Genomic DNA, 26,013 nt, shown 5'->3' on the forward strand with positions numbered 1-26,013 from the left:
GAGCGGAGGCAGATAGCCGGTCGTGATGACCGGCTAGTCCAGAATGCTCTTGTAGTGCTCCGAGAAGACATCGCGGCCGATGATCAGCCGCATCACCTCGGAGCTTCCTGCCAGTATTCGATTGACGCGCGCGTCGGTAAACATGCGGCTGATCGGATATTCATCCATGTAACCTGCGCCGCCGCGCAACTGGACGCCAAGATCGAGCATCTTCCACTCGACCTCCGACGACATCATCTTGGCCTTGACGCCCATGTTGCTGGTCAGGCGTCCGGCATTGTGCTCGGCCACGCAGTGATCGACATAGACCTGCACGAGATCAATTTCGGCATCCATCTCCGCCATGCGGAACTGGGTGTTCTGCTGTTCGGCGAGCGGCCGGCCGAACAATTTGCGGTCCATCACGTAAGTGCGCGTGATGTCGAACGCCTTGCGGCCATTGGCGATCGATCCGACCGCGGAGATCAGCCGCTCCTCGGCAAGGCCTTCCATGAGATAGTAAAAGCCCCTGCCGGGTTATCCCAGCACATTGGCCTTGGGCACCTTCACATTGTTGAAGAAGAGTTCGGCAGTGTCCTGCGCCGGCATGCCCATCTTCTTGAGATTGCGGCCGCGCTCAAAACCTTCCATGCCGCGCTCGACGATCAGGAGCACCATGGCATGCTTCTTCTCGGCGCCCGCGAGCTTGGCCGCGACGATCACCACGTCGGAATTGATGCCGTTGGAAATATAGGTCTTCGAGCCATTGAGCAGGAAATGATCGCCCTTGTCTTCCGCCGTCGTCCGCATGCCGGCGAGGTCCGAGCCCGCGCCGGGCTCGGTCATCGCGATGGCCAGGATGGTCTCGCCGCTGACGCATTTGGGCAGGAACCGGTCGCGCTGCTCCTCGGTGCCGAAGCGTTTGAAGTAAGAACCGACCAAGCGGCTGTGCAGCGTGTTGAACCAGCCCTTGCAGCCCGAGCGCGCGGTCTCCTCGATGATGATCTGCTCATAGCGGAAATCCTCGTCGCCCATTCCGCCGTATTTTTCCTCGGGCCAGATCATCAGGAAGCCGAGGTCACCGGCCTTCTTGAACGCGCTGCGGTCGACGATGCCGGCTTCCCGCCACTCCTCCATGTGAGGCGTGATCTCGCTGGCGAGGAACTTGCGGTAGGAGTCGCGGAAAATGACCTGGTCTTCGGTAAAGCTGCGCATCAATCACCCAATAGCGCTCTCATGGAACCCCGCCGGCGCGCGGCGAAGCATCGGTAAAAAGTTTAGAGCGCCGGTTCTGCTGCAATCAAAACCGACGCTCCGTCATCGAAACAGGCGATGCCCTACTTGCCCTTCCAATTCGGCGCGCGTTTTTCCGCAAAGGCAGCCGCGCCCTCGCGGGCATCCTCGGATACGAAGACAGGACCGACGATCTCCTGCTGCCTCTTCCACATCTCATCTTCCGGCCAGAGCCGTGATTCGACGATCACCTGCTTGGATGCCTTGACGGCGAGCGGGCCGTTGGCACCGATCGCTGCCGCGAGCTCAAGCGCGGCGTCGAGCGCCGGGCCATCGGTCACGCGATTGATGATGCCGAGTTGATAGGCGCGTTCGGCGCCGAAGAACTCGCCCGTCAATGCGAACTCCATCGCCACACGGAACGGCATCTGGCGCGGCATGCGGATCAGCCCGCCGGCCGCGGCCGCCAGCCCGCGCTTCACCTCGGGGATGCCGAACTTGGCGTTGCGGTTGGCGACGATCATGTCGCACGACAGCGCGATCTCCATCCCGCCGGCGAGCGCGTAGCCGTCGACGGCCGCGATCAGCGGCTTCTTCGGTGGCGCCTCGCTAAGGCCGGCGAAGCCGCGGCCGGGGATCGACGGCCGCTCGCCTTTCAGGAACCCCTTGAGGTCCATGCCCGAGCAGAATGTGCCGCCGGCGCCGGTGATGATGCCGACGCTCAGGGAATCGTCGGCGTCAAGCCGGTCGATCGCCGCGGCCACACCCTTGGAGAGGGCGAGGTTGGCCGCGTTCTTCGCTTCCGGCCGGTTCAGGGTGATGATCAGTATCGGTCCGCGGACTTCAGTGAGGACCGGGGTTTCTTCGGACATCGTTGGTCTCCTGTTGCCGTGCGCAATTGCCTAGCGCGGGGCCATGCGGATGGCGCCGTCGAGACGGACGTCTTCACCGTTGAAGTAGCCATTGGTGATCATGGTCAGCGCCAAATGCGCATATTCCTCGGGCATGCCGAGACGCTTCGGGAACGGCACCGACGCGCTGAGCGCGGCCTTGACGTTCTCCGGGGCGCCCTGCAGCAGCGGGGTGTTGAAGATGCCCGGCAGGATGGTGTTAACGCGGATGCCTTCGGCCATCAGGTCGCGCGCGATCGGCAGGGTCATGCCGACCACGCCGGCCTTCGAGGCAGAATAAGCCGCCTGCCCCATCTGGCCATCCTCGGCCGCGACCGACGCTGTGTTGACGACCGCACCGCGCTCGCCGTGCTCCAGCGGAGCCAGCGACAGCATGCCCTGCGCCGACTTGGCGATGCAACGGAAGGTGCCGACGAGGTTGATCTGGATGATGCGGTTGAAGGCGTCGATCGGGAAGTGGGTGGGCTCGCCGGTCTTCTTGTCGCGGCCGGCGGTCTTCACCGCGTTGCCGGTGCCGGCGCAGTTCACCAGGATGCGCTCCTGGCCATGCGCAGCGCGGGCCTTGGCGAAGCCCGCATCGACCTGCTCGTCCGAGGTGACATCGACCTTGCAGAACACACCGCCGATTTCCTTGGCGATGGCCTCACCTTTCTCTTCGTTGAAGTCGAAGATCGCGACTTTCACGCCTTGCGCAGCCAGCGCGCGCGAGGTGGCAGCACCCAGGCCGGAAGCGCCGCCGGTGACGACGGCAGCGACCGATGAATCGAGTTTCATGGCAATATCCTTTCGCGATCAGACGCGCTCGATGATGATGGCGGGCGCCATGCCGCCGGCGGCGCACATGGTGACGAGACCACGCTTGAGGTCGCGCCGCTCGAGCTCGTCGAGCACGGTGCCGATCAGGATCGAGCCGGTGGCGCCGATGGGATGGCCGAGCGCGATCGAGCCGCCATTGACGTTGACCTTGGCGCGGTCGAGCTGGAGGTCGCGGATATATTTCTCCGCCACCACCGCAAAGGCCTCGTTGATCTCCCAGACGTCGATGTCGTCCTTGGCCAGGCCGGCCTTGGCCAAAACCTTCTTGGCCGCCGGAACCGGCGCGTTGAGCATCAAGGTCGGATCGTCACCCTGATTGGCATAAGCTACGATGCGGCCGCGCGGCTTGAGGCCGTGCTTCTCGGCATATGCCTTCGACGTGATCAGCACCGCGGCGGCGCCGTCCACCACGCCCGAGCTGTTGCCGGCATGATGCACGCCCTTCCACTCGAGGTCCGGATAGCGGCGCTGGATCTGTTTCTTGAAGGTCACGCCGTTGCCGAGATCGAAATCGGCAAGCTGCTCGAAGCTCGGCTTCAGCGAAGCCAGTCCTTCGGCCGTGGTCTCGGGGCGCGGGAATTCTTCGCGATTGAGGGCAACGCTGCCGTCGTCGTTGAGGACGGGGATCACAGACTTGGCAAAGCGGCCTTCATCGATGGCCCGCTTGGCGCGCTGCTGGCTCGTCAGCGCCAGGGCATCGCAGGCCTCGCGGCTGATTCCCTCGCGCGTGGCGATGGCGTCGCCGCACACGCCCTGGTGCGACTGCGGATGAATCTCGTCGAGCGCCGGATTGCCCGACCCCATCATCCGCGCCGGCTGCCCGGCCTTGGAGCGCTCGGCTGCGAGGGTCTGTTGATAGCTCATCATCTCGGTGCCGCCGGCGATGACGCAATCTTCCATCCCCGACATCACGGACGCTGCCGCGAGGTTCACCGACGTGATGCCGCCGCCGCAGAAACGATCCAGCGTCGTGCCGCTGGCGTTGATATCGTAGCCCGCCGCGAGCGCCGACATGCGTCCGAGATCGCCGCCCTGCTTGCCTTCCTGAGTCGATGTCGACCAGATGATGTCGTCGACGGTCGACGTATCGAGCTTGTTGCGCTCCTTGAGCGCGCCGAGCACCGTCGCGGCCAGATGCTGCGGATGCAGGTGCGACAGCGCCCCCTTGCCCGGCTTGCCGATGCCGCGCGGCGTGCGAACAGCGTCAATAATGTATGCTTCAGACATGCGTTTCCCTTTGCTTCGGATGTTTCGTTAGCTTGCGCTCGTACCGATAGTCCCAACCGTTTCCGCGAGGCGTCAACGGTGTGGCGTCACTGCAAGCGGCTCGGCAATTGAGTTGCGCTGATCTTCGAAGTACCCGAAGCGCGGCACCTGCCGGAGTTGCTGCTCGTCGGCGCAGACAGGCTTGTCGCAACCCTGCGCAAACAACGGCGCGCCGGGCGCGGCGGCGTGGGGACCGAGAGCATATTTCTGCTCTTGCGGCAGATAGATCAGCTGGCCGATCTGGGTGAGGGTCAGCGTGAGACGCGAGACCGTCGATCGCGGAAGACCACAGCGATCGGCGATTTCGCGATTTCCCAGGCGTATGCTTCGACCTTCGAAGCAACGCACGATGTCGAATGCGCGCGACACCACCTGGATCACGCGCCGGTTGTCCGTGCCGGCGGTCTCTTGCGCCATCAGTACCTCAGATCGACGTCCCATCGTTTACGCCTCACTCCTCATTTTCCATACGGATGAACGAAGCCCACTCTGCTTCGGACGGCAGACGCCGATCCGCGACATCACGGCCAGGCGCGCATCGCTCGCGCGCCCGAACTGATGTGCGGGATTTGGCGGCAGGGGTCCGCGGCGCGCACCGCGTGGGCGATTGCAGCGGTGCTGCACAGCTTGTTCCGGGATCGACGGTCTGACGCGATGGCCGGTCGCTCCGGCGTTCGGTCTGCCCGCGGTGATCACACCGACGTTGCGCTCGGCGAAGCGCGCGGCGGGCTCGGCAAGGTCATGCTCAGCCTGTTCGAGACCGCTGCGCACGGAATGCACGAACACCTGGTTTTCCAGCCAAGTGAAGCCGCGGCCGCGCGGGGCAAGCAGCTTCGGATGTCTCTGGCCGGCCAGCATCAGGCGGATTCTTTCCCTAGGTTTTGGGCTTTAATTAATTGATTAATTAGTCAGGTGATTAAAGTGGGCGCTCTCCCCTGTCAACCGCCCTCGCCGCAGGGCGCCCCGCGCTCAGCCCGCACCTTCACCCCAACGCCTGTCAGCGCAGTGATCGCGGATCCGTCGTGGTGAACTTCGTCAAATTCAGACCGCGGCCGAGCGGCGATCGAAATTCCGCGCGAGATAGCGGACATGCCCCGACAATTCGCCAGCCGGTGCGAAGCGCACGCGCTAGCATGAGAGCAGGGATCAGGGAGCGGCGTGAGGAAGCAGGCAATAGCGGTTGTCGGAACAGACGCGACCGCTGGCCGGGATGACCGTTACGAGGGCGAACCTAAGCTATGAAAGATTGGTGGGCGCACCAGGGCTCGAACCTGGGACCCGCTGATTAAGAGTCAGCTGCTCTACCAACTGAGCTATGCGCCCGGAACTTGTCCGGAAATGACCCTCGCAAGAGAGCGGTCGTTTAGCAAAGCGATTCCCCGATGTCCAGCAAGCTCAAGCAAGTTTTCCCGACTTTCTGACAACCGAAAGGCCGCCGGAATCCGGCGGCCTTTCATAGGCTTGGCGAAGGTGCCGGCGGACGGCGCTCAGAGCCGGCCGGAGCGCTCCTGATCAGGGCCGTCGTCGCGGTCGAAACGGTCGTGATCGAAGCCGCGGCCGCCGCGCTCCCAGCGATCCATGCCGCGCTCGAGGCGGTGGCGGCGCCAGCCTTCGGCGCCGAAGCCGCGCCCTTCCATATGGGTCAGCATGCTCAGCCGCCGCTTCTGGTTGTCGTCCAGGGTCTTGTAGAGCGGATCGGCGGCATCGGCGATCTTCTTCAGCGACGTCGCGGTCGCCGCCATGTTGCCGGCCCGCTCGCGCAGGCGGGCGACCGGATCATCCGGCTTCTGCGACTTGTCCGCATCGGTCTTCTCGGCGGCCATCCGCGCATTGGCGCGATCGATGCGCAGCTTGGCGAATTCCCGCACTGCGGTCTCGACCGGCGGCCACAGCTTCTCCTGATCGGCGTTGAGCTTCAGCCCGGCATGGACGGCGGCGATCCGCGCATCGACGAAGGCGGCGCGGTCCTCGGGGTTCATGCGCATGTGGCGGTGGAACCAGGGACGATGCTGGGCATAGACCGCGGTCGAACCGGCAATCGTGAGCGCCGCGATGCCGGCGAGCAGAACTTTCTTCATACGAACCTCCTTTGAAGGTTGCTCGAAGATGATGCCGCCCGCCCGCGCCTTCAACTTACGGATTGGACAGAGAGAGCTCTGTTACCAAGATGTAATCCGCTTTCATTGCACCGCAGAAACATCCAAGCGCGAGGTCGCGCCTTGGATGCCTGTTGTTTGCGCTAGATCATTCCGAGCAAGCGCGGCAGCCACAGCGAGATCTCCGGCACGTAGGTGACGACGCCGAGGAAGATCAGCATGGTCAGGAGCCACGGCCACACCGCGACCGTCAGCTCGGTGATCCCCATCTTGGCGATGCCGGAGGCGACGTAGAGGTTGAGGCCGACGGGCGGATGGCACAGCCCGACCTCCATGTTGACCGTCATCAGGATGCCGAAATGAATCGGATCGATTCCGAGCTTGATCGCGACCGGAAACAGGATCGGCGCCATGATCAGGATGATGGAGGACGGCTCCATCACGTTACCCGCTATCAGCAGCAGCAGGTTGACGATCAGCAGGAAGACGATCCAGTCGACACCGACCGAGGTGATCCAGGTCGCGATCTGCTGCGGGATATTCTCGTAGGTCATCAGGAACGAGAACAGCACCGCGTTGGTGATGATGTAGAGCAGCATCGCACTCATGTTGGCCGAGCCGAGCAGCACCTTCGGCACGTCCTTCAGCGACATGTCGCGGTAGACGAACACGGCAATGACGAACGCATAGACTGCGCTGACCGCAGCCGCCTCGGTCGGCGTGAACATGCCGGTATAGATGCCGCCGAGCACGATCAGGATCAGCAGCAATCCCCACATGCATTTGCGGAAAGCAGTGACCCGCTCCGCCCAGCTCGCCTTCGGCAGCCGCGGATAGTCGTTGCGCCAGGCGCGGTAGAACGTGGTGAACCCGAGCAGCGTCGCCAGCATCAGGCCGGGTATCACGCCGGCGATGAACATCTGTCCAACCGACGCCGACGACACCCGATGGCCGGCGGGATCGAGCGCGATACTGCCGCCGGTGGCGACGCAATAGATCACCATCACGATCGACGGTGGAATCAAGATGCCGAGCGCGCCCGACGTGGTAATCACGCCGGCGCCGAAGCGCTTGGGAAATCCCTGCTTCACCATCGCCGGCATCATGATCGAGCCGATCGCGATGACGGTCGCGGGCGAGGATCCCGACACCGCGGCAAACAGCGCGCAGGCCATTACGCCGGCAAGTCCCAGCCCGCCATACCAGTGTCCGACCATGGAGGTCGCGAAGTTGATCATCCGCCGCGCCACGCCGCCATGGGTCAGGAAGTTGCCGGCGAGGATGAAGAACGGGATCGCCATGATCTCGAAATTCTCGATGCCGGTGAACAGCTTCAGCGCCACCGATTCCGTTCGCACGTCGGTCAGCGTGAACATGAAGCTGAGCACGGTCAGACCCAGCGCGATCGAGATCGGCATGCCCGTCAGCATCAGCGAGATCAGGAGACCGAAGATGATGAGGCTGGTCATCGCGTCACCTCCGCGACGCCAGCACCTGGCGCATCGACCTCAACGCCCTCGACATGGGCATGGTCGTGATGCGGCAGCTCGCCGGTGCGGAAATAGGCGTACGCGACTTGCAGAAAGCGGAAGCACATCAAATAGGAGCCGAGCGGAATGCAGAGATAGACGATCCAGCTCGGGATCTCGAGATCGGGCGAAACCTGGTCGGTGTGCATCAGCCCCCACACGAACTTGGCGCCCATGGTGCCGATCACCGCCGTGAAGAACGCGCCGCAGAACAGACCGAACAGGACGACTGCGTTCTTCCACGGCGATCTAAGCTGGTTGACCACGACGTCGACGCCGACATGGATGCCGGTCCGCACGCCATAGGCGGCCCCGAACTTCGCCATCCAGATGAACATGTAGATGCAGAGTTCCTGTGCCCAGGACAGGTCGATCGGGAACAGGATCGGATAAAGGAACGGGATGCCGATCAGGTAGCGATGCATGACGGCGATGAAGATCAGCAAGGTCGCCGCCGCCATCAATGTCGCGATCAATATCTCTTCGAGCCGGTCAAGTATACGCAGCAGCATCAATCTCCCCTCACGGCCGGGCGGATGCGCCGCGCCGTGCCCCCTTCCAGCGGCCGCTCCGGCCGCCGGCTCCATCTCATTTGCGGTTTCTGACCGCCGCTCAGTTCATCGGGCCGCGGCCTGTTTCTTTGAGAAACTCGTCGATCAGAGGCTGACCGACGCGTGAGGCCACGTCCTTGTAGACCGGCTCCATCGCCTTGCGCATCGCCTCGTCCTGCTCCGGCGTGAGCTTGATGATCTCGCTCTTGCCGCTCTTCTTGATCTCGGCCAGCGCGTCCTCGTTCTCCTTCTGCGACTGCGTGTTGCTGAAGGCGGTCGCCTCCTTCATCGCCTTGGAAAGCTGGTCGCGGATGTCGGCCGGCAGATCGTCCCAGAACTTCTTGTTCACGATCACGACGTAGCCGATGTAGCCGTGGTTGGTCTCGGTGATGTACTTCTGCACCTCGTGCATCTTCTGGGTATAGATGTTCGACCAAGTGTTCTCCTGGCCGTCGACCACGCCGGTCTGGAGTGCCTGGTAGACTTCCGAGAACGCCATCACCTGCGGAATCGCGCCGAGTGAGCGGAACTGGGCTTCCAGCACCTTGGACGACTGGATGCGGAACTTAAGACCCTTGTAGTCGGCGGGCGTGATCAGCTTCTTGTTGGCGCTCATCTGCTTGAAGCCGTTGTCCCAATAGGCGAGGCCGGTGATGCCCTTGGCATCCAGCAGCTTGAGCAGCTTCGTGCCGAGCGGGCCTTCCGTCACCTTCCGCAGCGTCTTCAGGTCGGGCAGGATATAGGGCAGATCGAACACCTCGAACTCGCGAATGCCGAGCGGCCCGAACTTGGAGTTGGACGGCGCAAGCATCTGCACCGAGCCGAGCTGCAGCGCCTCGATCTCCTCCTTGTCCTTGTAGAGCGTGGAGTTCGGGTAGACTTCGACCTTGACCTTGCCGTCGGTGTATTTCTCGGCGAGCTCCTTGAATTTCTCGGCCGCCTGCCCCTTCGGCGTGTTGGTGGCCACTACGTGGCTGAACTTGAGAACGATCGGTGACTGCGCCGACGCCGGCCCGACAAAGGTCAAGGCTGCGATCGAAGCCGCAGCCAAAATGAGTTTACGCATGTTTCCTCCCGCGTAATTGCGGAGCACGAACACCGGCCCCGAGAGATCTGTGCGCACCATTACAGACAAGCAACGAGCATTGCCATTGCCCCTTTAGCAGGGGCTAATTGCGCTATTGCTGCACTGCAAAATCCGATGCGGCGGTATTCCCTTCGGCTCTTGCGACCGTTCAATGACACCGCCTGCACGCTGTGCCCGGCCACGGTAATGAGGTCAATGCGAGGTTTGGCAATGGCGGGTTCGCCGCGCGCGAATGCTGCGCGTTTCTTGCCAGCTGTCGTCGCTGCGAAAACAGGAACCGTATGGCGCGGCGGATCTTTCGGGCGGGACTTATCGTCGTCCTGGCGACGGCCAGGACCCATAACCACCGCATGTGATTGTAAGAGGGATTGGGGCCCCAGCGTCGCGCAATGATTGAGATTTGGGGTAATGGGTCCTGGCCTTCGCCAGGACGACGGTGGGGATGGTTCTCGATTCAAGCTGTCAAACAGCGCGGTGTCATCACCCGCGCATGCGCATGCGGGTGATCCGGTTTTCCAGAGACGCCCGTGCTTGTGCCGAGGGGGGTGCGTCCTCCGCTGTCGTCCCGGCGAAGGCCGGGACCCATACTCCGCAGCGGGTGTTGTGAATGGGACTCGTGGTTCCGACGTCGCGCAAGACAATTCCCATTTGTGGTTATGGGTCCCGGCCTTCGCCGGGACGACACTGAGTGTGTTGCGCTGTCAGTGCTCATAGCTTTGCATTCTCGCGACATGAATCGTCCGAGCTTTGCTTTTCGTCTCGCCCTCTTGCTTGCAGAGGGCGCAGGGAAAGCCGGGTGCCGATCGCACCCATGGGCCCCGAGCAATGGGTAGAAAGCTCTGGGGTAGGACCACAGGTGTAACCGGAAACAACCCGGCTTTCCCTGCGCGATGGGCTACGGCTTATTTCGTGCTCTCCCCGGCGAGACTGGGCTTGTTTGTCACCGCCTTCGCAAAGCGCATTCGCATTTTGCGACGAGACACCTGCCGCTAGGGCGTCAGGACCACACGACTTCACCGTCCGCTTCATGCGCACTCGTCAGTTGCGCAATCGGCGTCCACCGCATCTCGACCCACGTTCGTGACGACCGCGAAGCGCCCCTCTATCGGGTGAGACGGACAAACCATACACCGAGCCGCGCTTCTGATAAAGCGAAATATTTTGCTGCGGAGGCTTGCGCCGTCGGGCAACTCAGTGGTAGCGGCCCTCACCGGTCCTTTCGTCATTGCGGGCGACGCATCAGAGTCCAGTGTCGTCTCGCCGCGCGGACAGGATCCGGTCGATCAGGCGTCATTCCTTCCGCAGGATTTTATCCATGGCCTTTCCACGCGCCAGCTCATCGATCAGTTTATCCAGGTAGCGAATTTCCCGCATGGTCGGCTCTTTGATTTCCTCAACCCCTGACACCGCACACCACGCCCTTGATCAAGGCCCGCGAAGGATTCATTTCAGGCGCCTTTGCGAAGAACGTTTCGAAGTCGGTTTGTTTTTCCAACTGAGCTTCCAGCTCCTTCGGACCGTAGCCGGTCAACCAGGAGATCACCTGATCAACCTCCGCTTTGGTGCGTCCCTTCTTCCGCTTTCGCGACATAGAGCGGGTAGACGCTTGCGAAGCTCGTTGCATAGATCCGATGCTTGGCCATGAATTGCTCCGAACGTTCGTATTCCGGGGTCTCGACGAGGAAATATTAGTCCTGGGTTGAACCGGCTTCGCCAATCCGAAGTGTCGCATGTGGCTAGGGGCATGGCGATGGCCTGCTGCCTCCCGTTTCGTCCCCGGCGCTCGCGTGCGGCGGCGCGCATGCGTTGGCAGCAATCGCTCTACAGCGACGGCAACCGCTCTGGGGCAGCGCCACACCTGATCCGCTAGATCATCACCATGTCCAATCCACGGGCGGAAACAAGGTGCGGCCCGCCGGGATCGAACATCAGGATCGAACGCAGGAGTTTTCAACGATGAACCAGATGATCCGCAATACTCAGGAGACAAGCATGAACCGCGACAACGCATCGCACGCCGGTCAGCCCGGGCCCGACGAATTGGTACCGTCGCGCTACGCGCTGAAGGTCGGCGACATCGACGTGCTGGTGGTCAGCGACGGCGTGCTGCCGCTACCCGCCAAGATGTTGGCGCACAATGCCGACCCGGCCGTCCGCGCGGCCTGGCTGGACGACATGTTCCTGCCGCCGGACGCGTTCGACTGGGCGCTGAACGTGGTCGTGGTGCGAAGCGGCGGGCAGACCATTCTGATCGACGCCGGGCTCGGATTGGACCCGGACCTGCACCTGCCGCGAGCCGGGCAGACGGTCAAGCGACTGGAGGCCGCCGGCATCGATCTGGCATCCGTGACCGACGTGGTGCTGACCCACATGCACATGGACCACGTTGGCGGGCTGCTCGTCGAGGGCGTGAAGGACCGGCTGCGTCCGGACCTGCGGATCCATGTGGCGGCCGCCGAGGTCAAGTTCTGGGAGGCGCCCGATTTCTCCCGCGTCTCCATGCCGCCGGGATTCCCGGACGCGCTTCGGGCCACCGCCAAGCGGTTCGCAAACGAGTACCACAACCAGCTGCGGACGTTCGAAGATGAGCACGAAGTTGCGCCGGGCGTCGTAGTCCGCCGCACCGGTGGCCACACTCCCGGACATAGCGTGGTTCGCGTGGCATCCGGCGGCGACCGGCTGACATTCGCCGGTGACCTCGTGTTCACGGTCGGGTTCGAGCACCCGGATTGGCACAACGGCTTCGAGCACGACCCCGAGGAAGCCGCCCGCGTCCGGATCAACCTTTTGCGGGAGCTTGCGGTGAACCGCGAACTGCTGGTGGCCACGCATATGCCGTTCCCGTCCGTTGGTCATGTCGCTGTTGCCGGCGACGCTTTCCGCTGGGTGCCCGTGTCCTGGGACTATTGAGACCCTGTCGAGTTAGAGCCGAACCGGGGCGCGTACTCCTATCGATCATGGGTGCGCGCCCCGGCTTCCGCGAGATGAATCGCGATCCGAGCATATCCCGGTCACGGGCCGATCGTTCGGATGGGTTGCCGCGGGTGCAGCAAGGCAGCGGCCGAGCCGCGGTGGCCGCTTGGACGGCTTCGTTCCCGAAAGCGGGCATTGCAGCCTTCTGAGCAAAGGTCAGCTACGGGCCATAAGCGGTCATTCAAGCCAGCCGAGAGCGAATTAGCTTGCCTTGCCTTGAGTCCTTTTGCACTCTCAGGCAAGGAGGCCGATGCATGAAGATAATGACCGTCGCGTGCGCTCTCGGAGCGGCCCTCGTGCTGTGCAACCTCGGGACGTCCGGTGCTGAAGCCCGGGCGCGGAAGGCACAAGTCGTTCATGAACCAAGGAGGGTTATTATCCCGACGCCCGTAATAAGGCCAACTCCGTGGGATTATTATATTGTTCCACGATATCGTTATCGCCCTGAAGACGACCGGGTCGATCCATACGGCCCACCCGTGGTGTTGTTGTGGCGCCTCTATGAGGGGTGGCGGTGGCCATACTGGTGGTGAACAGCGATCACGCCAAACAGATCGCATTCCGAGTGGCGATCGTCCCCTGACGGACGGGGACTAGAGCGCGATGAGATTAGGTTGAATTGTCATCGCGCCTTAGCTCTTTGTTTGAGCATGATCTTTTCGGAAAACCGCTTCGCACTTTTCCGGATCATGCTTTAGCCGTGAAGTTGCGCGTTGAGGCCGTCCCAATTTGGCGTGCGTCTGGTTGCCTCAAGAGCACCGCTCTGGGAATTCCGACGAAAAAGAAGGCCCTTCTGGCCCGAGAGTTCTTTGGCTTTCAGCACTCGGCCATCTTCCAAAAGGATGCGCGCGCCTGCCGTGACATAACAGCCCGCTTCGACGATACAATCGTCACCCAATGAAATGCCGATACCGGCATTGGCTCCGATCAGGCAGCGCTCGCCAACTGTAATCCTCTCTTTCCCTCCTCCGGACAGAGTACCCATGATCGAGGCTCCGCCGCCAACGTCGCTGCCGCTTCCCACAACGACGCCGGCGCTGATCCGGCCTTCGACCATGCAGGGACCGAGCGTGCCTGCGTTAAAATTGCAAAAGCCTTCATGCATGACGGTCGTGCCCGGAGCCAAATGGGCTCCGAGCCTTACGCGATCCGCATCTGCAATTCTCACGTCTGCAGGCGTCACATAATCAGTCATGCGCGGAAACTTATCCACGCCTGTCACCTCGAACGCGAGGCCATGCTTTCGTGCTTCCATTCGCGCGTCCGGTACACGAGAGCACTCACAGGGACCGAGGGTCGTCCAGGCAACGTTAGGTAAAAGACCGAAAACTCCCTCGAGGTTCAGGCAATTCGGCTGGACGAGCCGGTGGCTCAGCAGATGGAGTCGAAGATACGCGTCGTGCACGTCAGTCGGCGCAGATGCAAGGGAGCCAATTTCTGTACGGATTGGAACGATGTCGACACTGCGAATGTCGTCGTGTCGTGCATATCCGTCCGCCGACTCTCCCAACGATCTGATGATCTCGTCGCTTGCCAGCCGCACCGTTGCCGTCTTGTCGGCCTCCGCGACCAGGTGTAGCCGAAGAAACCAGGAATCCAGCACGCGACCATCAGCGGCAATTGTCGCAAATCCCTCGCCTCTCGCGCCCCTCAGCTCCATCGTCATTTGAATTTCTCACACTGCGATCCTGCATGTCATGCATACGCGAGTTCTCGTAGAATTGGCAACTTCCGGACTCTCAAACCCGTCCGCTTTGGGGCAAAGGGCAACATGGGCCCACCGCAGCGACACCCGCTCTTATGCTCTGAGCGGACGTCGATCGACGGTGCTTGCGGTGCCGTGTCGGGCGAGCGAGTAGCCGGCGCGGCCGGCTCGTCCTCAACGCTTCGTCCCAGGACCGCTACTCCGCAGCGGTCCGGATATCGATCTTCTCGGCTCTGACCGCGCAGAACTTGAACTCCGGGATCTTGCCGAACGGATCGAGCGCCGGGTTGGTCAACAGGTTCGCCGCCGCTTCCGCATAGCAGAACGGCATGAACACCATGTTCTCCGGCACGTCGCGGTCGGATCGGACCTTGACCTCGACGGCGCCGCGGCGGGTCTCCAGGCGAATGAAATCGCCCGGCGCGAGCTGCTTCCTGCGCATGTCCTTCGGCGACATGAAGGCCACCGCCTCCGGCTCGATCTGGTCGAGCACCTGCGCACGGCGCGTCATCGAGCCGGTGTGCCAGTGCTCCAGCACGCGGCCGGTCGAGAGCACCATCGGGTATTCGGCGTCAGGCAACTCGTCCGGCGGGATCACCTTGGCCGGCACGATCTTGCCGCGGCCGCTCGCGGTCGGGAAGCCCGTGGTGAAGATGATCTCGTTGCCGGGCTGGTCCGGAGCGTCGACCGGATAGGTCACCGCGCCTTCACGCAGCAGCCGCTCCCAGGTGATGTTCTTCAGCGAGGGCATCAGCTGCGCCATCTCGGCGAAGACGTCGCCGGCGCCGGCATAATTCCACGGCAGGTCCATGCGCTTGCCGATCTCCTGGATGATCCAGAGATCCTGCCGCGCATCGCCGGGCGGCTTGATCACCTGGCGCGCGAGCTGGACGCGGCGGTCGGTGTTGGTGAACGAACCCTCCTTCTCGGCGAAGGCCGAGGCCGGCAGGATGACGTCGGCGTGGAACGCGGTCTCGGTGACGAAGAGATCCTGCACCACGAGATGATCGAGCATGACCAGCGCCTGACGGGCATGCTGGAGGTCGGGATCGGACATCGCGGGGTTCTCGCCCTCGATATACATGCCCTTGATCTCGCCGGCATGGATCGCGTTCATGATCTCGACCACGGTCAGGCCGCGGACGGGATCGAGATCCTGCTGCCAGAGCTTTTCGAAAGCGCCGCGCATGTCGTCGCGCCCGACCGGCTGATAGTCCGGCAGGAACATCGGAATCAGGCCGGCGTCGGAGGCGCCCTGCACGTTGTTCTGGCCGCGCAGCGGATGCAGGCCGGTGCCGGGACGGCCGACCTGGCCGGTGATCAGCGCGAGCGCAATCAGGCAGCGCGCGTTGTCGGTGCCGTGCACATGCTGGCTGATGCCCATGCCCCAGAAGATGATCGACGATTTCGCCCGCGCATAGGTTCGCGCCACCTCGCGCAGCGTCTGCGCCGGGATGCCGCAGATCGGCTCCATCTTCTCCGGCGTGAACTCCTCGATCTTCTCCTTGAGCTCCTCGAACCCCTCGGTGTAGCCGGCGATGTACTGCTCGTCGGTCAGGCCTTCGGTGATGATCGTGTGGATCATCGCGTTCAGCATCGCGACGTCGCTGCCCGGCTTGAATTGCAGGTGCTTGGTGGCGTGGCGCGACAGCGTCTGCCGGCGCGGGTCCATCACATAGAGCTTGGCGCCGCGCTTGGCGGCGTTCTTGATGTAGGTGGCGGCGACCGGATGGTTGACGGTCGGATTGGCGCCGATCACCCAGATCACTTCGGCGTCGGCCGCGGCCGAGAACGGCGCCGAAACCGCGCCCGAGCTCAGGCCTTCGAACAGCGCCGCCACGGACGAGGCGTGGCACAGCCGGGTGCAATGATCCACGTTGTTCGAACCGAAGCCGGTGCGCACCAGCTTCTGGAACAGATAGGCCTCTTCGTTCGAACCCTTGGCCGAGCCGAAGCCGGCCAGCGCCTTCACGCCCTTCTCGTCGCGGATCTTGACGAGCCCCCTGGCCGCGATGTCGAGCGCTTCCTCCCAGCTCGCCTCGCGGAAATGAGTGAAGGGGTTGGCCGGATCGACCTGGTCGTTGGCATCTTTCTTCGTTCGGCAACCGCACCAGCGGCCTGGTCAGGCGATGCGGATGGTGGATGTAGTCGAAGCCGAAGCGGCCCTTGACGCAAAGACGGTTGTGATTGGCGGGGCCGTCGCGGCCTTCCGCATAGATCACCTTCTCGTCCTTGACCTCATAGGTCACCTGGCAGCCGACGCCGCAGAACGGGCAGAGCGAGTCGACCTTCCTGTCGGCATAGGTCACGCGGGTCTGCTTCTCGTCCAGCATCACGGCCGGCATCAAGGCGCCGGTCGGGCAGGCCTGCACGCATTCGCCGCAGGCAACGCAAGTGGACTCGCCCATGGGATCGTCGAAGTCGAACACGATCTTGGAATCGTGATTGCGATAGGCCATGCCGATGACGTCGTTGACCTGAACCTCGCGGCAGGCACGCACGCATAGGCCGCACTGGATGCAGGCGTCGAGATTGACGCGCATCGCCGGATGGCTGGCGTCGGTCGCCCAGCGCTCGGCGGCGGGAAAGCGGCTCTCGGTCACGCCCGTCGTCTCGGCCCAGTGCCAGAACTTCGAATCCGGATCGTGGCTGGTCTCGCGCGCCGGCTGGTCGGCGACCAGCAGCTCCATCACCATCTTTTGCGCCGACACCGCGCGCGCGGACTCGGTTTTCACCTTCATGCCGACCGATGGGGTGCGCTTGCAGGACGCCGCCAGCACACGCTCGCCCTCGATCTCGACCATGCAGGCGCGGCAATTGCCGTCGGGGCGATAGTCCGGTGCCGGCGAATAGCACAGATGCGGAATCTCTCGTCCCTGGCGCTTTGCGACTTGCCAGATCGTCTCGCCGGGATTGGCCTCGACCTGCTTGCCGTCGAGCTCGAACGGAATCGTCAGGCCTGAGTTCTGATTGTTGCTCATTCAAATCCTCGTCGAAATTCGTCTGCTCGGCCTCGCCTACTCGGCGGCTTGCTGCGGACGAAAGCCGTCAGGGAAATATTTGATCACGGAGGACAGCGGATTCGATGCCGCCTGTCCGAGCCCGCAGATCGAGGCATCGCGCATCGCCTGGCTCAATTCGTCCAGCAAGGCCCGGTTCCAGACTGGCTGTTGCATCAGCAGCGCTGCCTTCTGGGTTCCGACCCGGCACGGCGTGCACTGGCCGCAGCTCTCGTCCTCGAAGAACTTCATCAGGTTCAGCGCGGCGTCCCTGACGTCATCGACCTGCGAGAGCACGACCACGGCGGCCGATCCGATGAAGCAGCCGTATTTCTCCAGCGTGCCGAAATCGAGCGGAATGTCGTCCATCGACGCCGGCAGGATGCCGCCGGACGCGCCGCCCGGCAGATAAGCGTAGAACTGATGGCCATCGGCCATGCCGCCGCAATATTCGTCGATCAGCTCGCGCACGGTGATGCCGGCGGGCGCCAGCTTCATGCCGGGATTCTTGACGCGGCCCGAGACCGAGAAGCTGCGCAGCCCGTGACGCTCGTGCCGGCCGTTGCCCTTCCACCAGTCGGCGCCCTTCTCGACGATGTCGCGCACCCACCACAGCGTCTCGATGTTGTTGATCAGCGTCGGCAGGCCGAACAGGCCGACCTGGAACGGGTAAGGCGGCTTGTGCCTGGGCAGGCCGCGCTTGCCTTCGATGCTCTCCAGCAGCGAAGATTCCTCGCCGCAGATATAGGCGCCGGCGCCGCGCCGCATGTGCAGCGTCGGGCCGCCCGGCGGCAGCTTTGCGATCTCGCGCTCGAGGATCTCGCGCGCGGCCGGATACTCGTCGCGCAGATAGATATAGACGTCGGAGGCATGCACCACATGCGCGCCGATCAGCATGCCCTCGATGAAACGATGCGGATCGGTCTCGAGATAATAGCGGTCCTTGAACGTGCCGGGCTCGCCCTCGTCGCCGTTGATCGCCATCAGCCGCGGGCCGGGCTCCCCGAGCACCGCGCGCCATTTGCGCCCCGTCGGGAAGCCGGCACCGCCGAGGCCGCGCAGCGAGGCGTCGTCGAGCGCCTTCAGGAGATCGTCCTTCGGCAGCTCGCCCGAGCGCACGCGGCCCAGCAGCTTGTAGCCGCCGCCGGCGACATAGGTGTCGTAGTCGACATATGGCGGAAGGTGCACATGGGTGTCGCCGTTCTTCGCCGCCGCCAGCACATTGGTGACGGTCGCATGATCGACGAAGTTGTGGCCGACCTCGGCGGCGGGGGCGGTGTCGCAGCGGCCGACGCACGGTGCGCGCACCACGCGGATGCCGGGGCCGGCGCGGTTCTGCAGATCCTTCAACAGCTGTTCACCGCCGAGCATCGCGCAAGTGAGGGAGTCGCAGACGCGGATGGTGAGCGGCGCAATATCCTGCTCGCCCTCCTTCACCACGTCGAAATGGGCGTAGAAGGTCGCGGTCTCGAACACCTCGGCGAAGGAGAGCTTCATCTCGTCGGCGAGGGCGGCCAGATGCGCGGCCGAGATCTGGTGATACCTGTCCTGGATCAGGTGCAGATATTCGATGAGCAGGTCGCGCCGACGCGGGCGGTCGCCGAGCAGCGTCTCGATCTCATGGGCGGCCACTGGGTCGACCTGGCGTCCCTTGGGCGTGGCCTTCGCTCGCTTCCTGCCCTGTCCGGGATGCTCGAATGCACGAACCTTGTGAACGTCGTCTCCACTCATAAAGCCTCGCCTTGGGAACCACGCTTTGCGCGAATTGCGCTGCTTCGACGAACTCTATTCTCTGGTATGCCAGAGGCAAGCAATTTTAGAACGCCTCTAGCAGCGTCGGGTTGCCGCGTAGGCCATTGTTAATGTTTGCCTATCGGGCGATCTGATTTTGCTATCACGCGCTCGTCGCGCTGCACGGTCTCGACCGCGTTTCAGCTCTCAAAGCAGGTCGGCGTAGCCGAGAAAGCCGACGACATCGCCCGGTTCAACCCGCACCACCGACTCGCCGAGTTCGACCAATCCATCGGTCTCGATCAGCGACGACAGCAGGCCAGCTCCTTCGCGAGGAAACTTGTTCGCTTCCAGCGTACCGTCCGCCGCCCGTCGCAGCGAGACCCGGACATATTCGCGCCGCCCACTCTTCTTCTTGTAGCTGAAGGCGGCCCGCACCGGCATCGGCAGCAAGGGGGACGGCGCAGCGCCCGACAGCGCCAACACCGTCGGTCGCACCACATGGACGAACGTCACGAAGCTCGCGACGGGATTGCCGGGCAATCCGATCAGCGGCGTGCCGCCGATGATGCCCATCGCCACGGGACGGCCGGGCTTGATCGCCATCCGCCACAGCACCAGCGAGCCCGCCTGTTCGATGCCGGCCCTGACGTGGTCCTCTTCGCCGGTAGAGACCCCGCCGGTGGTCAGGATCAGGTCGTAGCGCCGCGCGGCCTGCTTGAGCGCCGCGGCGAGCTCGGCCCGCTCGTCGCGCAGGATGCCGAGATCGCCGACCTCGCAACCGAGCCGCCGCAACATCGCCATCAGCATGAAGCGGTTGGAATCGAACAGTTGCGCTTCGGTGCGCGCGCTGCCGGGCGCGGCCAGTTCGTCGCCGGTCGAGAACACCCCGACGCGAAGCCGACGCACCACATCGAGCGTAATGAGCCCGAAGGCGGCGGCGACCGCGATATCCTGCGGGCGCAGCCGCCGTCCCGATGCCAGCGCGACGTGGCCGCGCGGAATGTCCTCGCCGCTCGGGCGCACATTGGCGCCGGCCTTCAGGCCGGACGGCAGGATCACGTTTCCCGCATCGTCGATCCGCACGTCTTCCTGCATGAACACGGTGTCGGTGCCATCGGGCATCGGCGCGCCGGTGAAGATCCGCACCGCCTGTCCGGGCTGCGCCGGCTGCGCCGACGCGCCCGCCTGCACCCGTCCGGCAACGGGGAACGCGCGCTCGCCGCTCGCCGGCAGCTCCGCGCCGGATACCGCGTAGCCGTCGACGGCGGAATTCTTGAACGGCGGCAGCGCAAGCGGCGCGACAATGTCGCCGGCCAGGATGCGTCCATCCGCATCCACCAGGGCAACGGTTTCGGTCTCGCCGACAGGCTTGACCCGCGCGGCGATGATCGCGACGGCTTCGTCGACCGACATCATCGGGCCGCCGAAGGCAAAGCAATCGTCCGATAGTTGCGCCATGATCTCCCTCGGTCCTCGGCCATCGACAAGATTTGTTCGACCCGGATCGCGAACTGCGGCGTTATCCTCAAAGCCGGACCGATCGATGGCAGTTCCCGCGACGCGGCGGAGAGTCGCCAGTCAGTCTCCGAACGTGCTTATATCCCTAGCTGCGTTGCCATGTGAACCCATCTGGACGTCAAGTAGTGCCCGAGAAAACCACAGCTCCCGTCATTGTTCCTGATCCGGACGATCCGCGCCTGACGGAGCGCGTGGTCGGCGTCGATCAGACCGGCGTGCGGACCGAGATCAAGGTGCCGGTCGAGCGGCCGCTGACGCTGTACCTCAACGCGCAGGAGATCGTCACGATGATGACGATCGGCGACTATCCCGAATATCTGGCGCTCGGCTATCTGCTGAACCAGAACATGCTGAAATTCAACGACGTGGTCACCGAGGTCGAATACGACGACGACCTCCAGGTGGTCGTGGTGCGGACCGCACATCACACCAATTTCGAGGCCAAGCTGAAGAAGCGCACGCAGACCTCGGGCTGCGCGCAAGGAACCGCCTTCGGTGATCTGCTAGAGGCCGTCGAGAGCGTCGCGCTGCCGAAGGCCGAGCTGCGCACCTCCTGGCTCTACCAGATGACGCAGACCATCAACACCATGCCTTCGCTCTATCTCGAGGCCGGCGCGATCCACGGCTGTGTGCTGTGCAAGGCGGGAGAACCACTCTGCTACACCGAGGACGTCGGCCGCCACAACGCCGTCGACAAGATCGCGGGCTGGATGTACCGCCACGGCGTCGAGCCTGGCGACAAGATCCTCTACACCACCGGGCGTCTCACCTCGGAGATGGTGATCAAGACCGTCCGCATGGGCATTCCGATTCTGGTGTCGCGCTCCGGCTTCACCGCCTGGGGCGTCGATCTCGCAAGGCAGGTCGGGCTGACGCTGGTGGGACGCACCCGCGGAAAGCGCTTCATCGCGCTCGCGGGCGAGGAGCGCATCGTCTACGACCAGAACCTCGCTTACGTCGAGGAGGAATCGGCCAGGCACAAGCGCAAGGGCGAGACCGACCATGACTGACATTCCGGGGACTAACATCCCGGGCGTGCTGCTCGCCGGCGGCCTCGCACGGCGCATGGGCGGCGGCGACAAGCCGATGCGCAAGATCGCGGGCCGCACCATTCTGCAGCGGGTGATCGACCGTCTCGCTCCGCAGTGCAGCGGGCTGATCCTCAACGCGAACGGCGATCCCGCACGCTTTGCTGCCTTCGGCCTGCAAGTGGTCGCCGACGACGTGCCCGGCTTTCCCGGCCCCCTCGCCGGCATCCTCGCTGCGCTCGACTGGGTTGCGGCCCATCGGCCGGATGCGAAATGGGTGCTGAGCGCCGCGGGCGACTGTCCGTTTCTGCCGCGCGACCTCGTCACGCGCCTCGAAGAAGCGCGTCGAGCGCAGAATGCCGAGTTCGCGGTCGCTTCATCCGGCGGGCAGTCGCATCCGGTGATCGGCCTGTGGCGCGTCGCCTTGCGTGAGGAGTTGCGCCACGCGCTGGTCGTCGAGGACCTCCGCAAGATCGACCGCTGGACCGCACGCTATCCGCTCGCAACGGTGACGTGGCCGGCGGAGCCGCTCGATCCGTTCTTCAATGCCAACACGGTCGAGGACATCTCCGAAGCCGAGCGCCTGGCGGCGCTCGACGGCGGCTGATGTCCGCCGTCCGGCTCAACTCGGCCACGGCGTATTGCGGATCCGGGTGCAGGCATTCGGCCTGTGAAATGTGGGATCGCGCTCCGCGACGAAGTCAAAATTGACCGTACCGAACGTGGTCTGCGGCTTCTTCAGGGCCGAGCAAGTCTGAACCTCGATGAACTCGTTCTTGAAATCGCCGCGGGGCAACGCTGCAAGGACGCCGTCGCGCTGCTCAGCCGTGTAGTCATCGTATCCGACGCCGACGGCATCGACCAATACGCCCGCATTGGTGAGCGCGATTTCCGGCCGCATGTATTGCGGAATGCCGGGCGTGGTGTGCAAGGCGATCGCCTCCCACACCAGGTCCGCTTTGGGCTCGGCGACGCCGCGGCTCCTGAGAAACTTGCGCGCCGCATCGGCGCCGTCGACCTCAAACCGTTTGGTCTCGGTATGAAAATGATCGACGAGGCCGAGATCATGAAACAGCGCGGCAACATAAAGCAATTCAGCGTCGAACTTCAGATTTTGCCTGGCACCCTTGAGCGCGCCGAACACAAACACGCGGACCGAGTGATTGAACAACATCTCGGTCTCATATTGCCGCACCAACTCGGCGGCCTCCCGCGCGATCTTGCTGTCCGGGATTCGAATGCCGGAAATCGTGTCCGCCATCATCGCACTCCTGCCCTGTGTAGCGTCCCGGATGCATGCACTGGACGGCCAATGGCGTCACGATCATGCGCGCCGGCACTCCGCTGCAGTGAATCGCACCCCACTACCTAACCCGCGAAGCGGCAACCGGAAGGCCCCTGCTGCATGAAGATTCTGCAGTGAGATCGTGAGGCTGGTGCAATACGGAAGGCGCGATCGGGTTCAGCCGATCGTGCCTCGCCTGATCCAGCCGAAGCCTGACCGGAAGTAGCCGGCACAGGCTCCGCCGGGTCGCGGCGATCAGTGCCCCGCAGCAATCCGGGTCGGGCCGCAGACGTCGTCCTGCGCATTGTTGCCGTCGTCGTGGCCGCGGCCGTTGTCCTTCATCCGGCCGTGATCGCCATCGCAATTGACGGGAGCGAACGACACGCCGCGATAGACCATGCCGAACGCCGGCGGCACAACGACGTCAAAGGCTTCGTTCGCCGGAAGCGTCGTCGCCGCGACCCTGTCCGTGATGGTGACGACTTGATTCGGATCGGCGCCGGGCTCGACCGAGTTGCCCACGGTCGACGTCACCGCGAAAAGCGTCGCGGTGCCGTCGCGGTTGATGCGGCCGGTGATGTTGCGCAGGCCGCCGGTTGCCGGATCAGTCGGATAGCCGTTGACATGATAGAGCGTGCCGAGGTTCAGGCCCTGTTGCAGCGTGTAGGCAAGGCTCCAGCTGCCGTTGGCATAGATCCATTTCTGAAGGCCTGCGGTCGGCGACGTGGCCGCGTCGGCGAGATTGCCATCACCTTCCTGGGCGACATAAAGCGTCGTCGCATTGGCGAACCAGATGCCGAAGGGATAGAAGCCCCTCGCGCCGGAGTTCGCCGAGGGATTGTTCGGGAAACCCGGAAGAATGCTGAACGTCGTCGACGCGGCCGTACCCCTCGTCGGCAACACGCCCGGCTGGCCGACCTGATAGACGGTGTTGATGCCGTTGCTGCCGCTGCCCTTGGTGACGTAAAGCGTGTTGCCGGAGATCGCGAGGCCGCGGAAATTATCGTCCTTGCCGGACTTGTCGGCAGCAAAGCCGAGCTGGGCAACCGAGAAGCCGAACTGGAAGCCATTCTTGCTGCCGGGCGTGCCCTGCTGCACGCCAACCACGGCGTCGGAACCATCGACACCGGGCGTCGCAAGTTGAACGCCGGTGTCATTGACGACAAGCGCGGGCTGGGTGCCGCTGCCGTTGCCGGCATTGCCGACCGTGAAATACTGGTCGGTCTGGGTGCCATTGACCTTGTTTGCGCGGATCGCGCCACGACCATTGTCGCCGCTGTAGACGTTGACCTTGGTCCGATGCAGCGAGCCGTCGAAATCCAACTCCGCGACCACGCGCGCATGCACGCCGGTGTCCGGATTAGTGGGGTCGACGTGGTTCGGCGAATTGGAGTTGGAAACATCCAGCTGGTTCACCGCCGCGTCGTAGCCCATGAACGTCACGGCCTTGCCGTCGGGCGACAAATGCAGCGACAGTTCAGACTTGGAGCTGAAGCTCGTCACCGCCACGTCCGCCGGGACGATCAGCGCGCCGAATTCGCGCAGCCGGCGGCCTTCCAGATGAAATTTCTTGATCACCACCGGCGCGGTCACGCCGAAATTCGAATCCACGGCCACGTTGTTGAAGACCCCCGGATAGCTGCCGTCCGCCACAGCCGTCGCGCCGGTCGGCAGCGTCTGGCCTACGGTGACGGTCGATGCGTTGCCGGCGTAGACCGCGGTGCCGACCAGCAATTCGTGCGGATTGCCCGCGGTCTGGGACAACGCCGGATGGACCGCAAAAAGCACCGGTGAGAGCGCCGTGCCCGCGATCAGGCGCCGGACAATGACGCGGCGAGATGTTTGCGGAGTTGTTTGCGATTTGAACATGCGAAGGCCCCCCATTTTTTGAAAATTGGAATGGGTTCCTCATACGGGGCCGATCGCAACATCCGTGTGACAGATTGCCGCAGCTCGTGTTCACGTTCCGGAAATCTCACCGCTCGCATGCAAGGGCGATGAGATTGGGTCGGATCGTCATCGCGCCTTGGCTCAAGGTTCGAGCATGATCGCCGCGCAAACGCTTCGCGTTGATCGCTTAGCTGGCCCGTCCGCCAACCCGGCCGACCCGATCCGTTTCGATCGCCCGCAGATAGTCCAGCATCAGACGGCTGGTTGCCGACAGATGCGCGGTGTCGCGGACCACGATCTTCAGCTCGCGCCGTCCCCAATCGTCGCGCAGCGGGATCGCACGAAGGCCCATGCCGGCGCCGACCACCTCGAAGGCGCGGTCGGGGATCAGCCCGAGCCCCATATTGGCCTGCACCATGCGGCAGACCGCATCGAAGCCGGGCACATTGATGCGCAGCCGCATCGCCTTGCCGGCTTGCGTCGCCGCATATTGCGAGCGCAGATAGATCGAACTCGCGGTGTGCAAGCCGATATGGTCGAAATCGAGCGTCTCGGTGAACAGCAATGTCTCGCGGCCGGCCAGCCGATGGTCGGCGCGCATCACCACCACCAGATTGTCGTAGCGATAATGGAAGGCCTCGAGCGCGCGGCTGTCGGCCTCGGCCGAGCAGATGCCGATCTCGGCCGCGCCCTCCTCGATGCCGCGCACCACCTGCCCGCTCGGCCGCTCCTGCAGATCGACGCGGAGCAATTCATGTGCCGCGAAGAAGGCGGAGAGATCCTCGGGCAGGTATTGCACGATCGCCGAGAGGTTGGCGAGCATGCGGACATGGCCACGCACGCCTTGCGAATATTCCGACAGCTCGACCGCGATCTTCTCGACATTGAGCAGCGTCACCCGGGCGTGGTGCAGCAGCGCCTCGCCGGCCGGCGTCAGCGCCATGCCCTTGGCGAGCCGCTTGAACAGCGTGACGCCGAACGCCAGCTCGAAATCGTTCATCCGCTTCGACACCGCCGACGCCGCGATCCCCTCGCGCTGCGCGGCGCGGGTGAGGTTCTGCTCGTCGCAGACCGCGACGAACAGGCGAAGCGTTGTCAGGTCGACCCGGCGCGTCAGCGCGGTCTCCGCCGGCGTGGCGGCGCGCGGAAGGTCTGTCACGATGGAGGAGATCGGCATGGACGGCGTTCCCCGGGAAAGAACGCAGCGTAGCGCTGGAGATGGCGCGGAAGATTCCAAAGCAGTGCGGGATGGAGCGGAATATTGGTAAATGATTCCAAGAATGACTGAATTGGACGGTTTTCATCCCAAACAGGTCACCCGTAGCTGTTGTTACGAGCGCAGTTCGTCACCGTCATCCCAGCGACAACGGCGAAGCCTTTGCGCGGGGATGACGGGGTTGGATGGGCCCTGAC

Annotated in this window: 19 protein-coding genes, 1 tRNA gene and 3 pseudogenes; 3 read left to right on the plus strand and 20 right to left on the minus strand. The window is 63.6% G+C overall.

From position 1 onward, the window contains the following. Positions 1 to 33: 33 nt before the first annotated feature. From RX327_RS27925 to RX327_RS27985, 13 genes and pseudogenes are all read right to left on the minus strand, one after another. Positions 34 to 492, minus strand: coding sequence for an acyl-CoA dehydrogenase family protein (locus RX327_RS27925; RefSeq protein ID WP_202814536.1), 459 nt, complete (start codon positions 490 to 492; stop codon positions 34 to 36). Positions 493 to 516: 24 nt separating this feature from the next. Continuing rightward, positions 517 to 1,194, minus strand: coding sequence for an acyl-CoA dehydrogenase family protein (locus tag RX327_RS27930; protein ID WP_202814538.1), 678 nt, complete (start codon positions 1,192 to 1,194; stop codon positions 517 to 519). Positions 1,195 to 1,316: 122 nt separating this feature from the next. Further along, the gene (locus RX327_RS27935; RefSeq protein WP_050383941.1) at positions 1,317 to 2,084 is read right to left on the minus strand and encodes a crotonase/enoyl-CoA hydratase family protein; all 768 of its coding nucleotides are present in this window, start codon (positions 2,082 to 2,084) and stop codon (positions 1,317 to 1,319) included. Between the two features lie 30 nt (positions 2,085 to 2,114). Further along, complete coding sequence (locus RX327_RS27940; protein WP_028336964.1) at positions 2,115 to 2,897, minus strand: SDR family NAD(P)-dependent oxidoreductase; 783 nt, start codon at positions 2,895 to 2,897, stop codon at positions 2,115 to 2,117. 18 nt (positions 2,898 to 2,915) lie between these two features. Then, the gene (locus RX327_RS27945) at positions 2,916 to 4,166 is read right to left on the minus strand and encodes an acetyl-CoA C-acetyltransferase (RefSeq protein ID WP_317247731.1); all 1,251 of its coding nucleotides are present in this window, start codon (positions 4,164 to 4,166) and stop codon (positions 2,916 to 2,918) included. 216 nt (positions 4,167 to 4,382) lie between these two features. Continuing rightward, positions 4,383 to 4,646, minus strand: a pseudogene (locus RX327_RS27950) (helix-turn-helix domain-containing protein); the annotation flags it as partial. A 3-nt stretch (positions 4,647 to 4,649) separates the two neighbouring features. Then, a complete protein-coding gene (locus RX327_RS27955; protein ID WP_050383943.1) occupies positions 4,650 to 5,063 on the minus strand; it encodes a hypothetical protein in 414 nt (137 codons plus the stop codon). 389 nt (positions 5,064 to 5,452) lie between these two features. After that, positions 5,453 to 5,528 (minus strand) — tRNA-Lys (locus RX327_RS27960). Between the two features lie 164 nt (positions 5,529 to 5,692). Beyond that, positions 5,693 to 6,283, minus strand: a complete 591-nt coding sequence (locus RX327_RS27965; protein WP_317247732.1) for a Spy/CpxP family protein refolding chaperone — start codon at positions 6,281 to 6,283, stop codon at positions 5,693 to 5,695. Positions 6,284 to 6,444: 161 nt separating this feature from the next. Further along, the gene (locus tag RX327_RS27970; RefSeq protein ID WP_317247733.1) at positions 6,445 to 7,770 is read right to left on the minus strand and encodes a TRAP transporter large permease subunit; all 1,326 of its coding nucleotides are present in this window, start codon (positions 7,768 to 7,770) and stop codon (positions 6,445 to 6,447) included. Further along, the gene (locus RX327_RS27975; RefSeq protein ID WP_317247734.1) at positions 7,767 to 8,342 is read right to left on the minus strand and encodes a TRAP transporter small permease; all 576 of its coding nucleotides are present in this window, start codon (positions 8,340 to 8,342) and stop codon (positions 7,767 to 7,769) included. Before RX327_RS27975 ends, RX327_RS27970 begins: the two co-directional genes overlap by 4 nt. 100 nt (positions 8,343 to 8,442) lie before the next feature. Next, positions 8,443 to 9,447, minus strand: coding sequence for a TRAP transporter substrate-binding protein (locus RX327_RS27980; RefSeq protein ID WP_317247735.1), 1,005 nt, complete (start codon positions 9,445 to 9,447; stop codon positions 8,443 to 8,445). Positions 9,448 to 10,758: 1,311 nt separating this feature from the next. Continuing rightward, positions 10,759 to 11,111, minus strand: a pseudogene (locus RX327_RS27985) (DUF2200 domain-containing protein). 313 nt (positions 11,112 to 11,424) lie between these two features. On the opposite strand from RX327_RS27985, the gene RX327_RS27990 reads away from it, so the two are divergent. Further along, positions 11,425 to 12,378 (plus strand): MBL fold metallo-hydrolase, encoded by a 954-nt coding sequence (locus RX327_RS27990; RefSeq protein ID WP_317247736.1) that lies wholly within the window; start codon positions 11,425 to 11,427, stop codon positions 12,376 to 12,378. A 757-nt stretch (positions 12,379 to 13,135) separates the two neighbouring features. Here the strand turns inward: RX327_RS27990 and dapD are convergent. The 4 genes and pseudogenes from dapD to glp all read right to left on the minus strand — a co-directional run bounded on the left by dapD (position 13,136) and on the right by glp (position 20,337). Further along, positions 13,136 to 14,107, minus strand: coding sequence for a 2,3,4,5-tetrahydropyridine-2,6-dicarboxylate N-succinyltransferase (gene dapD / locus RX327_RS27995; protein WP_050385471.1), 972 nt, complete (start codon positions 14,105 to 14,107; stop codon positions 13,136 to 13,138). A gap of 235 nt (positions 14,108 to 14,342) precedes the next feature. Beyond that, positions 14,343 to 17,127 (minus strand): annotated as a pseudogene (fdhF, locus tag RX327_RS28000) (formate dehydrogenase subunit alpha). Positions 17,128 to 17,163: 36 nt separating this feature from the next. Further along, positions 17,164 to 18,876: an NADH-ubiquinone oxidoreductase-F iron-sulfur binding region domain-containing protein gene (locus RX327_RS28005; protein WP_317247737.1), complete on the minus strand. Its 1,713-nt coding sequence runs from the start codon at positions 18,874 to 18,876 to the stop codon at positions 17,164 to 17,166. Positions 18,877 to 19,083: 207 nt separating this feature from the next. Then, entirely contained in the window at positions 19,084 to 20,337 is a 1,254-nt protein-coding gene (gene glp / locus RX327_RS28010; protein WP_317247738.1) for a gephyrin-like molybdotransferase Glp, read from the minus strand. Between the two features lie 185 nt (positions 20,338 to 20,522). Between glp and fdhD the strand changes: the two genes are divergently transcribed. Both fdhD and mobA read left to right on the plus strand, forming a co-directional pair. Continuing rightward, positions 20,523 to 21,407: a formate dehydrogenase accessory sulfurtransferase FdhD gene (gene fdhD / locus RX327_RS28015; RefSeq protein ID WP_317247739.1), complete on the plus strand. Its 885-nt coding sequence runs from the start codon at positions 20,523 to 20,525 to the stop codon at positions 21,405 to 21,407. Then, complete coding sequence (gene mobA / locus RX327_RS28020; protein WP_317247740.1) at positions 21,400 to 22,032, plus strand: molybdenum cofactor guanylyltransferase MobA; 633 nt, start codon at positions 21,400 to 21,402, stop codon at positions 22,030 to 22,032. The genes fdhD and mobA overlap by 8 nt, the downstream gene beginning before the upstream one ends. Positions 22,033 to 22,047: 15 nt before the next feature. On the opposite strand, the gene RX327_RS28025 is transcribed toward mobA, so the two are convergent. The 3 genes from RX327_RS28025 to RX327_RS28035 all read right to left on the minus strand — a co-directional run bounded on the left by RX327_RS28025 (position 22,048) and on the right by RX327_RS28035 (position 25,777). Continuing rightward, a complete protein-coding gene (locus RX327_RS28025) occupies positions 22,048 to 22,686 on the minus strand; it encodes an HD domain-containing protein (RefSeq protein ID WP_050385504.1) in 639 nt (212 codons plus the stop codon). Between the two features lie 279 nt (positions 22,687 to 22,965). Beyond that, complete coding sequence (locus RX327_RS28030; RefSeq protein WP_050385466.1) at positions 22,966 to 24,579, minus strand: hypothetical protein; 1,614 nt, start codon at positions 24,577 to 24,579, stop codon at positions 22,966 to 22,968. A 208-nt stretch (positions 24,580 to 24,787) separates the two neighbouring features. Next, the gene (locus tag RX327_RS28035; protein ID WP_050385465.1) at positions 24,788 to 25,777 is read right to left on the minus strand and encodes a LysR substrate-binding domain-containing protein; all 990 of its coding nucleotides are present in this window, start codon (positions 25,775 to 25,777) and stop codon (positions 24,788 to 24,790) included. Between the last annotated feature and the right edge of the window lie 236 nt (positions 25,778 to 26,013).

It is taken from the genome of Bradyrhizobium sp. BEA-2-5 (genome assembly GCF_032918025.1).
GTDB classification, from domain to species: domain Bacteria; phylum Pseudomonadota; class Alphaproteobacteria; order Rhizobiales; family Xanthobacteraceae; genus Bradyrhizobium; species Bradyrhizobium pachyrhizi.

Excerpts from the sequence above, each read along its gene's own strand:
- RX327_RS27925 (WP_202814536.1), bottom strand. The coding sequence starts at position 492 with ATGGAAGGCCTTGCCGAGGAGCGGCTGATCTCCGCGGTCGGATCGATC.
- RX327_RS27930 (WP_202814538.1), bottom strand. The coding sequence starts at position 1,194 with ATGCGCAGCTTTACCGAAGACCAGGTCATTTTCCGCGACTCCTACCGC.
- RX327_RS27935 (WP_050383941.1), bottom strand. The coding sequence starts at position 2,084 with ATGTCCGAAGAAACCCCGGTCCTCACTGAAGTCCGCGGACCGATACTG.
- RX327_RS27940 (WP_028336964.1), bottom strand. The coding sequence starts at position 2,897 with ATGAAACTCGATTCATCGGTCGCTGCCGTCGTCACCGGCGGCGCTTCC.
- RX327_RS27945 (WP_317247731.1), bottom strand. The coding sequence starts at position 4,166 with ATGTCTGAAGCATACATTATTGACGCTGTTCGCACGCCGCGCGGCATC.
- RX327_RS27955 (WP_050383943.1), bottom strand. The coding sequence starts at position 5,063 with ATGCTGGCCGGCCAGAGACATCCGAAGCTGCTTGCCCCGCGCGGCCGC.
- RX327_RS27965 (WP_317247732.1), bottom strand. The coding sequence starts at position 6,283 with ATGAAGAAAGTTCTGCTCGCCGGCATCGCGGCGCTCACGATTGCCGGT.
- RX327_RS27970 (WP_317247733.1), bottom strand. The coding sequence starts at position 7,770 with ATGACCAGCCTCATCATCTTCGGTCTCCTGATCTCGCTGATGCTGACG.
- RX327_RS27975 (WP_317247734.1), bottom strand. The coding sequence starts at position 8,342 with ATGCTGCTGCGTATACTTGACCGGCTCGAAGAGATATTGATCGCGACA.
- RX327_RS27980 (WP_317247735.1), bottom strand. The coding sequence starts at position 9,447 with ATGCGTAAACTCATTTTGGCTGCGGCTTCGATCGCAGCCTTGACCTTT.
- RX327_RS27990 (WP_317247736.1), top strand. The coding sequence starts at position 11,425 with ATGAACCAGATGATCCGCAATACTCAGGAGACAAGCATGAACCGCGAC.
- dapD (WP_050385471.1), bottom strand. The coding sequence starts at position 14,107 with ATGACGATGGAGCTGAGGGGCGCGAGAGGCGAGGGATTTGCGACAATT.
- RX327_RS28005 (WP_317247737.1), bottom strand. The coding sequence starts at position 18,876 with ATGAGTGGAGACGACGTTCACAAGGTTCGTGCATTCGAGCATCCCGGA.
- glp (WP_317247738.1), bottom strand. The coding sequence starts at position 20,337 with ATGGCGCAACTATCGGACGATTGCTTTGCCTTCGGCGGCCCGATGATG.
- mobA (WP_317247740.1), top strand. The coding sequence starts at position 21,400 with ATGACTGACATTCCGGGGACTAACATCCCGGGCGTGCTGCTCGCCGGC.
- RX327_RS28025 (WP_050385504.1), bottom strand. The coding sequence starts at position 22,686 with ATGGCGGACACGATTTCCGGCATTCGAATCCCGGACAGCAAGATCGCG.
- RX327_RS28030 (WP_050385466.1), bottom strand. The coding sequence starts at position 24,579 with ATGTTCAAATCGCAAACAACTCCGCAAACATCTCGCCGCGTCATTGTC.
- RX327_RS28035 (WP_050385465.1), bottom strand. The coding sequence starts at position 25,777 with ATGCCGATCTCCTCCATCGTGACAGACCTTCCGCGCGCCGCCACGCCG.